General features: G+C 46.1%; 11 protein-coding genes, 2 tRNA genes and 1 pseudogene. 8 read left to right on the top strand and 6 right to left on the bottom strand.

Going from position 1 to position 10,000, the window contains the following annotated elements:
• The coding region (locus LDL35_RS05005; protein ID WP_304020100.1) for an aspartate carbamoyltransferase regulatory subunit at positions 1-421 on the top strand (421 nt) is incomplete at its 5' end.
• On the opposite strand, the gene LDL35_RS05000 is transcribed toward LDL35_RS05005, so the two are convergent.
• Positions 392-901 carry a phosphopantetheine adenylyltransferase gene (locus tag LDL35_RS05000; protein ID WP_304020098.1) on the bottom strand — a complete coding sequence of 170 codons (510 nt, stop codon included), beginning with the start codon at positions 899-901 and terminating at the stop codon, positions 392-394. The genes LDL35_RS05005 and LDL35_RS05000 overlap by 30 nt on opposite strands.
• 221 nt (positions 902-1,122) lie before the next feature.
• Between LDL35_RS05000 and LDL35_RS04995 the strand changes: the two genes are divergently transcribed.
• The 4 genes from LDL35_RS04995 to LDL35_RS04980 are packed head-to-tail and all read left to right on the top strand — an operon-like array spanning position 1,123 to position 4,646.
• Positions 1,123-1,614, top strand: coding sequence for a gamma carbonic anhydrase family protein (locus LDL35_RS04995; RefSeq protein WP_304020096.1), 492 nt, complete (start codon positions 1,123-1,125; stop codon positions 1,612-1,614).
• Positions 1,607-2,884, top strand: a complete 1,278-nt coding sequence (locus LDL35_RS04990) for a CoB--CoM heterodisulfide reductase iron-sulfur subunit A family protein (RefSeq protein ID WP_304020095.1) — start codon at positions 1,607-1,609, stop codon at positions 2,882-2,884. Before LDL35_RS04995 ends, LDL35_RS04990 begins: the two co-directional genes overlap by 8 nt.
• Before the next feature lie 2 nt (positions 2,885-2,886).
• Positions 2,887-3,948: an S-methyl-5-thioribose-1-phosphate isomerase gene (mtnA, locus tag LDL35_RS04985; protein WP_369694883.1), complete on the top strand. Its 1,062-nt coding sequence runs from the start codon at positions 2,887-2,889 to the stop codon at positions 3,946-3,948.
• A 5-nt stretch (positions 3,949-3,953) separates the two neighbouring features.
• Positions 3,954-4,646, top strand: coding sequence for a DUF116 domain-containing protein (locus LDL35_RS04980; protein WP_304020092.1), 693 nt, complete (start codon positions 3,954-3,956; stop codon positions 4,644-4,646).
• Here the strand turns inward: LDL35_RS04980 and LDL35_RS04975 are convergent, their stop codons facing one another.
• Entirely contained in the window at positions 4,647-5,489 is an 843-nt protein-coding gene (locus LDL35_RS04975) for a geranylgeranylglycerol-phosphate geranylgeranyltransferase (protein WP_304020091.1), read from the bottom strand.
• 25 nt (positions 5,490-5,514) lie between these two features.
• Positions 5,515-5,589, bottom strand: a tRNA-Arg gene (locus tag LDL35_RS04970).
• A 58-nt stretch (positions 5,590-5,647) separates the two neighbouring features.
• Here LDL35_RS04970 and LDL35_RS04965 point away from each other — a divergent pair.
• Complete coding sequence (locus LDL35_RS04965; RefSeq protein ID WP_304020090.1) at positions 5,648-6,760, top strand: tRNA (guanine(10)-N(2))-dimethyltransferase; 1,113 nt, start codon at positions 5,648-5,650, stop codon at positions 6,758-6,760.
• A gap of 19 nt (positions 6,761-6,779) precedes the next feature.
• On the opposite strand, the gene LDL35_RS04960 is transcribed toward LDL35_RS04965, so the two are convergent.
• Both LDL35_RS04960 and LDL35_RS04955 read right to left on the bottom strand, forming a co-directional pair.
• Complete coding sequence (locus LDL35_RS04960; protein ID WP_304020088.1) at positions 6,780-7,238, bottom strand: hypothetical protein; 459 nt, start codon at positions 7,236-7,238, stop codon at positions 6,780-6,782.
• A 118-nt stretch (positions 7,239-7,356) separates the two neighbouring features.
• Positions 7,357-8,469: a GTP-binding protein gene (locus LDL35_RS04955; RefSeq protein ID WP_304020087.1), complete on the bottom strand. Its 1,113-nt coding sequence runs from the start codon at positions 8,467-8,469 to the stop codon at positions 7,357-7,359.
• Positions 8,470-8,570: 101 nt separating this feature from the next.
• Here LDL35_RS04955 and LDL35_RS04950 point away from each other — a divergent pair.
• Positions 8,571-8,643 (top strand) — tRNA-Glu (locus LDL35_RS04950).
• A 67-nt stretch (positions 8,644-8,710) separates the two neighbouring features.
• The gene (locus tag LDL35_RS04945) at positions 8,711-9,652 is read left to right on the top strand and encodes a HEAT repeat domain-containing protein (protein WP_304020085.1); all 942 of its coding nucleotides are present in this window, start codon (positions 8,711-8,713) and stop codon (positions 9,650-9,652) included.
• 49 nt (positions 9,653-9,701) lie between these two features.
• Here the strand turns inward: LDL35_RS04945 and LDL35_RS04940 are convergent.
• A pseudogene (locus LDL35_RS04940) lies at positions 9,702-10,000 on the bottom strand (IS1634 family transposase); the annotation flags it as partial.

The following is a 10,000-nucleotide window of genomic DNA, read 5'->3' as shown; positions in this document are numbered from 1 at the left end:
GAATGGGACAGTTATCGATCATATAAAAGCCGGAGAGGCACTCACGGTGCTCCGGATTCTTGGGATTGTGGGAAGTACCCGGGAGTGTGTCAGTGTTGCAACCAATGTCAGCAGCAAGGCACAGGAGAAGAAAGATGTGGTAAAGATAGAGAACAGGGAGCTCAAAGCACAGGAAGTTGACCGGATAGCCCTTGTTGCACCGAACGCCACCATCAATATCATTTGTAATTTCAGGGTTATAGAAAAGAAAGGTGTTATTATCCCCCCGGTTCTGATTGGGGTATTACGATGTCCCAATCCCTGCTGCATTACCAATACGAATGAACCGGTTATGAGCAGGTTTGAGATGCATGGGAAAAAAGCAGTATGTTCCTATTGTGATGCGGTTATTTCATCCGACATCTCTTCGCATATCATCTGAACTCTCTTCTTTTTGGGGCTGTTGCTGTATCAGTCTCCCATGTGTATCAATCTCACCCCGCCAGATACGGGTACTTGATATCCATCGCCCATCCTCTGCAAGGACACACCGTATCATGTGAATTTCAACGCATGGCTTCCCCCGTTCACGCCTCTTCTGATTGATATTTTTCCCGACTGGAAAAGTCTCCTCACTGACAACCAGAGCATCAAAGTCTGCATCAAGTGTGGAACCGTACTGATCATGCAGTTCTTCTATCTCCCATGTTGTTTCAGGTTCCAATGATCTGATAAATGAGACCAGATCCCGGTAACGGTCAGCATAGGAATGAATTGGATGACTCTTCCGGTTGGCAAAAGAATCACTGGTAAGGCCGATTATGACCGTTCCTTCCGGGGTGGCCAGGTCAAAAGCGCGTCTGATGAGAAGCCGGTGTCCGTCATGCAGAGGATCAAACGTGCCCCCCACCATTATTTTCATAGATGTACTGTTTCATGTGATTTTATAAAATCTGATATCATCTGTTCTCCGTCCGACCTGTATTTCTGACAAAGTATCCCGGTACCGGAATCATGGTGAGGAAAAGGGTGAAACAAATAGCTGATTATTACTGATGCTATTATACTATCGGAGTCTAAACGTATGAGATAACCTGCCCGAACAGAGGGTTGGTCAATGTGGTAAAAACCTGAGAACGTCTTATGCAGATTCATCAGAATATTCCAAACGCTGCTTTTATTGCACCTAACTCCACGGTCATTGGCGATGTGGTAACCGGTCAGGAGGTCAATGTCTGGTACGGAGCTGTCATCCGGGCAGACAAGGACCGGATTACCATTGGAGATCGATCCAATATTCAGGATAATTGTGTGGTCCACACTTCAAAAGGGCATCCGGTTACCATTGGCAACGATGTATCCGTCGGCCATGGTGCAATCCTTCATGGATGTACCATCGGGAGCACTGTCCTGGTTGGAATGGGGGCGATTGTATTAAATGGTGCGGTTGTTGGTGACAATACCATCATCGGTGCCGGTGCCGTAATTACTGAAGGAAAGGTCATCCCTCCCGGATCTCTGGTCCTGGGTCTCCCTGGAAAGGTGATCAGGACACTTTCAGAAGAAGAGATAGCAGGAATACGAACAAATGCTTCTGAATATATAAAACTTGCACGGATTCATGCCCATGAATAACGCGGTCGTAATTGGAGGAGGCATAGCAGGAATTACTGCTGCACTGGATATTGCCAACCATGGTATACCTGTAGCTCTTATTGAACGTGAACCGACCATCGGAGGTCATATGGCGATGCTGGATAAGACGTTCCCGACAAATGACTGTTCCATGTGCATTTTAAGTCCCAAGATGGTCGAAGTTGAGAGGCACCCCAATATAACACTTCATACCTGTTCAGAAGTTATCGGAGTAGAAGGGGAAGCGGGTGACTTCTCAGTCCACGTCCTTCGTCATCCCCGGTATGTCAGGGCAGCGGACTGTACCGGCTGCGGGGACTGTGTGGAAGTGTGTCCGGTTGAGGTCTATAACCGGTTTGATGCCGGGATTGGTGTCAGGAAAGCAATATATAAAGCGCATCCACAGGTCGTCCCGAATATCGTGATGCGGGACAAGGAACATTGTATTGACTGCGGTCTCTGCTATGATATCTGTGGGAGACAGGCCGTTCTCAGGGATAATGAAGATGTAGAGGAAGAGTTTGTCATCAGGGCCGGAACTATCGTTATCGCAACCGGATATGATGTCTTTGATGCACGAAAGAAAACTCCCTATAAATATCTTTCAATACCTGATGTCATCACCAGCCTGGAACTGGAACGTATTATTAATGCCAGCGGGCCGACCGGGGGGAAGATAAAACGGATATCAGATGGTCTGCCGCCACAGGAGATCGTCTTTATCCAGTGCGTTGGTTCACGGGACCTGCCACTGGGATGCCCCTCCTGTTCGGCAGTCTGCTGCATGTATGCGATAAAAAATGCCATGCTGATTAAGGAGAAGAATCCGGATACCCGTGTTATGATCCTGTATATGGATATCCGGGCATATGGCAAGGGATATGAGGAGTATTATGCCCGTGCAGAGCAGCTTGGTGTCTGGTTTATCAGGGGGATGCCAGGAGATATCTATGCCCAGGACGGAACGATCATCGTGCAGGTTGAAAATTCAGAGACAAAGGAGGTTCTCAAGATACATGCTGATCTCGTAGTTCTGTCTGTTGGAATCAGACCGACAGGCAATGCATCATCACTTGCCGAGCGTCTTGGTATCACCTGCGATGAATCAGGATTTTTTGAGAGTGCAGATGTAAAATCAGGTCCGGTACAGACCTTAAAACCTGGAGTATTTATTGCCGGGACCTGCAAGGAGCCTATGGATATTCCTGATTCTGTCATGGAAGGCGGTGCAGCAGCAATGCAGGCCGTAATGAGTCTGATGCGTGGATGATCATGGAGCCTCTTCGTCCAATTCTTTTTCACCCCCACATTCCCTCAATTGAATACATTGAACAGACCCTGCTTCCTGACACCTTTGAAGTCAGAACGGCCAGAACAATTCCTGATCTTGCTGAAGCGATAAAACGTCTGGGGATCAGAGGCGCACCGGCGTTAGGGTGTGCAGGAGCATGTGGCGTTGCATTATCTGCCCTGATAACGAAGGCAGATTCACTCCCTGAATTTTTAGTACGGGTCGAATCAGATGCAGATCTTCTCAGAAAAACCCGGCCGACTGCGGTGAATCTCTTTTATGGCATTGACCATGCTCTCACTGCGATCAGGTCCTCACATACGATAGAAGAGGCCAAAAGCAGGGCAGTAGATGCGGCACAGGAGGTTATCGATGCTGACAGGAGAACCTGCCATGCCATTGGGAAAACCGGGCTTGAGATCATTCCTGAAGGGGCACGAATTCTGACCCATTGTAATGCAGGAGCTCTTGCCTGCGCCGAATGGGGGACTGCTCTTGGCGTAATCCGTTCCGCTCATGAAGCAGGAAAGAACATTTCGGTATATGCCTGTGAAACGCGGCCACTTCTTCAGGGAGCCCGCCTTACCACCTGGGAACTGCTCAGAGACGGGATTGACGTCACTCTCATCACCGACTCCATGGCCGCCGTTCTCATGCGGAAAGGTGCAATCGACGTTGTCGTTGTTGGGGCCGACAGAATTGTGTCTGATGCAGTATTTAACAAAATAGGGACCTATATGCATGCTGTCTGTGCACATGCCCACTCTCTCCCCTTTTATATTGCAGCCCCGTTATCCACTTTTGATGAGGAGAGCTGTGAAGATAGCGTCATCATTGAGGAGAGGGATCCACAAGAGGTCAGGAAAGTCCGTGGATGTATGACCGGACCAGATAACGTCCCGGTCTGGAATCCTGCATTCGATGCAACACCCGTAGATCTTATCTCCGGAATTATTACTGAGTATGGGATTTTTTCACTCCCTCGTGACATTGATACCATAAAGCAGTTAAAGAAGGGGAAGGATATGCAGAAAATCAGGTGATGACCATGCTTCAGCCATATATGCCGGTAATCACGCTTATCGGAGAGCTGACTATACTGGTAGTTTTATCCATCCTTGTCCTTGGATGCATTTTGCTTATCCTCACTCTCTATGCCATCCGCTCGGGAAATATTCTGTTTCCAAAGTTCATGCGGGCAGGTCTTCTTTTTCTAGAAGGAATGATGCGGAGTATGTTCCGCCTCTTCGGTTTTGAAGACAGTGATTTTTTCAGGATAATTGTAACACTTCAGAATACGCTGAACCGAAAGGCATTCATGTCTATCCCCGTGACTGAACGGGTTGTCTTTATGCCTCATTGTCTCCGATCCAATGCATGTCCTGCTCACCTGCATGACGAAGGGCTGAAATGTCGTGAATGTGGTCTTTGTAAGGTAGGAGAGGGTAAACGTCTGTTAGAGCTGTTAGGATACCGGGTGTTTATTATTCCAGGTTCTTCTTTCATCAAGCGGATGATAAAGCGGTATCGTCCCCGTGCAATTATTGGGATAGGATGTCTTCTTGAAGTAAAAGAGGGAATTGAGATGTCAGGTCAGTATGACATCATTGCCATGGGAGTGGTGAATACCTCTGACGGGTGTGTGGAGACTTCTGCAGATTGGGACCAGGTTTTCAGGATGGCTATTCTTGGTATTGAACCGGATAAAATCCCCGAAGAGCTGAAAAAATATATTGAATGATTACAGCACAACTGCAGAGAGAAGGAACACCAGGAGTGAAGCAAACATTCCTGCCTTTAATATCTTGGAACTCTTTGCTTTTATCATCTCTTCTGAATTTGTTGCCTTCAATCCCCGTATTGCTCCAAACAGGATGATTGCATCAACAAGAAGGATTGCACCAAGGTAAAATGGCCCCCACCTCGAGTAGAGGAGCAGAGACATGATTACTCCGGCAAATGCACTGATGAGAGCAAGGAAGATGGTTGCACGAATACCATAGAGGAGGGGAAATGTCCGTGCTCCATGTTCTTTATCCCCCGGCATGTCTTCCGCATCTTTTATGAGTTCACGTGCAAGCATGACACCACAGGTGGCACCGGCAATGGGAAGAACAGATATAATACCTTGAATTCCTTGTATTGCACCACCGAACAGAAAGATGCTTGCTGCAAGGTACGATACCGATATATTTCCAAAGAGTGGTGTCTTTTTTAAAAATGATGCATACAGCCATAACAGAACTGAATTTACCATGGTAATTCCGGCAAGCGTCAGAGGGGTGAAGAGAATGGCGATACCATTTCCGATTAGAAAGAGAAGAATGGCATATATGAGTGCGTGCCCTGGTATTATCTGCCCTGATGGGATGGGCCGGTCAGGCTGGTTTATCGCATCTATCTCCCGGTCATAGTAGTCATTGATGACATTCCCAGCCCCGGTGATGGCAAGCACAATACAAAAAATCCAGAAAAACTCTGCCGGAATAGTACTGGTTGCGATAATTGATGCAAGTATTCCTGCAAGTCCGGCAACAACTGCATTGACCGGCCGGATGATGGAGAGATAGGCTGCGCCGTTCATTTCACACCTGTTTCAAAAAAGGATACGGACGTGGAGGGATTTGAACCCCCGGCATTCAGCTTAGGAGGCTGACGCCATATCCTGACTAGGCCACACGTCCTGCCTTATTACATGTAGCAGGGATAGGTATAAGATTATCGAACACCATTTTTAGCGGAATGGACCTCACCTGGGTCACGGAAGGCAGGACCACGATTGCAGTGCCCTGCCAGAATCCTGACGTTCCTTTTCCGCCTGGCACAGCGCCCGTATTTTTTAATTCCCGGATGGCACTGAATCGTGACACTACAGTTCTCGTGGTACGGCAGACAAGTCCTCATTCATACCTGGATGCGATGTCCGCCTCCGGAATCAGGGGCTGCCGGGTTGGTTATGAAACCGGAGTTCCGGTCACCTTCAATGATCGGGATCAGTTGGCGATTGATCTCATCACGCATAATGTTCAGTCTCTTGGAATTGAGGCAGAGATTACCTGCCGTGATGCGAACAGCCTGATGTCAGATGAGAAGTTCGGGTTTGTGGACCTTGATCCCTTTGGCACTCCTGCTCCGTTTATTGATGCTGCCATTCGTTCTTCAGGGAAGTATCTTGGCGTTACTGCAACTGATACAGCACCGTTATGCGGTGCCCACCTGAAGGCAGGGATACGGCGGTATATGGCACGGCCACTCAATACCGAATACCATACCGAAGTAGGTCTTCGGATACTTCTTGGGAATGTTGCCAGGCATGCAGCGGTATATGACAAAGGGATTACTCCACTCTTCTGCTATGCCCATGAACATTTTGTCAGGCTTCATCTCCAGCTGAAAAGTAGTGCATCAGCAGCTGACAAGAGTATTGCCCGGCTTGGATACATTCATCAGTGTCCGAAATGTCCGTACCGGATGGAAGAACAGAAATTCTTCCCTGGGATTCATACCTGTCCGCTCTGTGGAGCATCATTAACTCCAACCGGACCACTCTGGACTGGATCAACCCATGATCCCGAAATTCTTGCCGGGATGATTAAGGATGCTGAGACCTTTGTTGCCGGTGATCCGTCAGGACTTTTAAAACTGTTACCTTTGTGCAGAGATGAGCCTGATATCTCCTTTAGTTATGATTATCATAAACTGGGGAAATTTTACCGGCTGTCACCCGGGCCGATTGATGTACTGCTGAACCGACTCAGGGATAAGGGGTACCGTGCAGGCCGGGTGCATTATTCCGGGTATGGTATCAAGACCGATGCACCGCTCGAGGAGATAAGGGATTGTATAAGTTCCTGAAGTATAAGGGAGAAAAAAATTACCAGGGTTTTGGGATGAATGTATCTGAATTAATTATGCTTGCACTATCGCCTGTTGCCCTCATGACAAAGAGACCTTTCTTCTCTGCCATTGATGCTGTTCCGGTATCCTCTGTCAGGAATGCAACTGCCCCGTATACCCTTTTATCAGAATATTCCGGCATCCATATCTTTGCCATCTTCAGTTTTTTTATGAAATCCCTGACATCTTCAGGCCGTAATGTTGTTTTTACTTCGACAATCACAATATCAGTGCCGTTTATTGCAATAATGTCAAATTCATAATCAACACCATCACGTTTCCCTGATCTCCTTTTTATGATATCCGTAACTGCTATTCCACGCTGATTCAGGATACGAATGATATCTCCATCCACAAGGGATTCAATTAATTTTCCCCACTGCGATGTAAACAATCTTTCCAGTTTATTGAGCTTTTTATCTGTTTCCTGAAACATCAGCCAAACTTTCTCAAAAGTGAGCGGACCCTCAGTACTATCAGGGTCGGATGTCGGAGGATTATTTGTCTTCGTTGATGGTGACATTTCTCTAGTATTATCTGTCTGAATGGTATAATTATCGTTCGATGATGATCTGCAGAATGTCCTCATCTGCAAGTTTATGGGCAATACCTACCCTTTGTGCCTCATGTTTGACAGATGTGCCCCATATCCGTGCATATCTGAATTTATCAACAAAGTCACGATGCAGTTTCCGACAGACGTCTTCAATTTTTGAACCGGTTCTCATGATGAGTGGTTCATCCATATCTGCTGGTCCTGCCTGGGGTTTTAAGAATATCCTGATAAATCCAAGTGCATTATATATTGCATCCTTTAATTCTTCCATGTGGTAACCGGTTGCTGCAGATATCATGATTGGTTTTTGTCCAAACCGCCTGGTGAGATCTTCTTCGATCTTTTTCCGGTCTTTTTCATCGATAAGGTCAACCTTATTGACCGCGATGATCGCCGGGATGTATACTCTGCTCCCCATGATGGCATCAATCAGGTCATCCTGGGTAGCATTTCCTCTGATGAGAATATCTGCACTTGCGATACGGTTCTCAGTCAGGATGGACCTGACTTCTTCGATATCCAGATCCAAGGTTCCAACCGCGTTTAATCTGACCCCTCCCCGTGAGGTCTTTTTAATGGTAATATCAGGCTTTGGAACATTGACCCTGATACCTGCGTCATATAATTCACGGAACAGGACGTCCACGTGTTTTTCATTAAACACATCGACAAGAAGGACGATCATATCAGCATTTCTGACAACGGCAATGACTTCCTTGCCCCGGCCTTTTCCCATCGCGGCACCGGCAATAAGTCCGGGGATATCAAGGAGCTGAATTTTTGCGCCTTTATGTTCAAGAGCGCCGGGAACCACTGTCAGGGTGGTGAATGCATACGCTCCGGTTTCACTTTCAGTACCCGTGAGTACATTCAGGAGCGTGGATTTACCAGTAGAAGGAAAACCGACAAGAACCACCGTTGCATCGCCGGATTTTTTAACGGCATAGCCTTCCCCACCGCCACCGGCTTTCATCGCCCGGTTTACGGCTTCCTCTTTCATTTTGGCGAGTTTTGCTTTGAGCCGCCCGATATGCTTTGAGGTAGCCTTGTTATAAACGGTATTCTGGATCTCGTCCTCTATCTCCTTGATTTGATCCTCAATACCAGCCATGTATCCTAATACGTTCCCCTCTTGTACTCTTATATCTGTGGGATCATTTCAGGAAAAACCGGTTTATTTATATATTACTAATGATAACATTTAGAGGCACAGCTGATATAGTGTAGGGGTCAATCATGCAGGACTCTCACTCCTGCGACTGGGGTTCAAATCCCCATATCAGCATAAATTTTCTCACATTTAAGATCATTTTGAATTCTTTGCAGTAATACTTTTTTCAGACAGAGGGGACATGGAAAAGAAACCAATCTTTATTCACCTGGAATCATTCACCTGGAAATCTGAAGAAGAATATATCATCAAGAAATCCATACGAAATCTTCATTCACCGTTTATGGATCTGGCTGATGATGCCAGGAGAAGACTGAAAAGAGTGGGGAAGAAATGTATTCCGTATATTATTGAAGCAATTGAACAGAATGATCTGGATTCAGACATCGTAAGATATGAATTACCTGAAGTGCTTGCTCTTTTCAAGAAGGACGCCGTTTCATTTCTCATCCCCTGTCTTGATAATCCAAATGAAGATCTGGTGTATGTTGCAAAATCCGCCATTGAAGAGGTTGGAAAAAATGCAGTTCCTATTCTCTGCAAAGAGATAGAGACGGATAATCTCGTCATAAAGCAGAAAATTATTGAGATTCTTGGATCGATTGGTGACAAGAAGGCGATTCCCGTTTTAGTAAAATGCCTTTCTGATCCTGATGAATCTATCAGGGATGAGGCTGAGTGGAGTCTGACCGAGATTGGTTCTTCATGTTATGATCAGGTACTTCCTCTTCTTTCATCTGATTCAGTTCAATTACTTTGTTCGGCAATTTACATTCTTCCCCAGGTTGACCAGGCAAAGGGGGTTTCTGCGGTTATTCCTCTGTTTAATCATCCGGACGATGATGTCTACAACAGCGTAATTGATTCTTTGATGGGTTTGAATCCTGCACCGGTTGATGAACTTTTATCTCACATACATTCGGAGAGTACCCAGGAATTGATTGGTATCCTCAATGTACTCGCCAATAGCAGAAATATTTTAGTGATTGAAAAAATTTCCCATCTGAAAGAGCATCCGGATGATGATGTAAAAGAAATTGCAGAGTGGGCGATTGATCTTCTCACCAGATCGCAGAACGAAAAACCGATACCGATATATCCTGATAATAGGGTTGAAGATTAAATATTTTTATCAGTTTCTAATCGTCCATTGTAAGAAAATTTCGGACATTAGAAATCTGTTTTAACCCTTTTAATGCGGTTTTGAACTTCACAGGGAGGTTTTTCTCAAAAGTCTTCAATTCTCGGATTTTCATCTCTTCAGATGAGACAACAACCCATTTTTGAGGAACACCACCATAATGTGAGTCAACGCTACTGCTGGAATACCTTGGATATGAGGTCGCAGTGAAGAGAAGATCAGATTTGAGTAGCTCTGTCATCTCTGTTATTGTGGCAGGGACATTTGATATCCACCTTGTTTCCGGACCGAGGGCATTGATGTTTTTATCAGTATACAGGGCACTGTCAC

It is taken from the genome of Methanospirillum hungatei, from assembly GCF_020216685.1.
Lineage (GTDB): Archaea > Halobacteriota > Methanomicrobia > Methanomicrobiales > Methanospirillaceae > Methanospirillum > Methanospirillum hungatei_B.
This window is presented reverse-complemented; position numbering and strand designations above follow the sequence as displayed.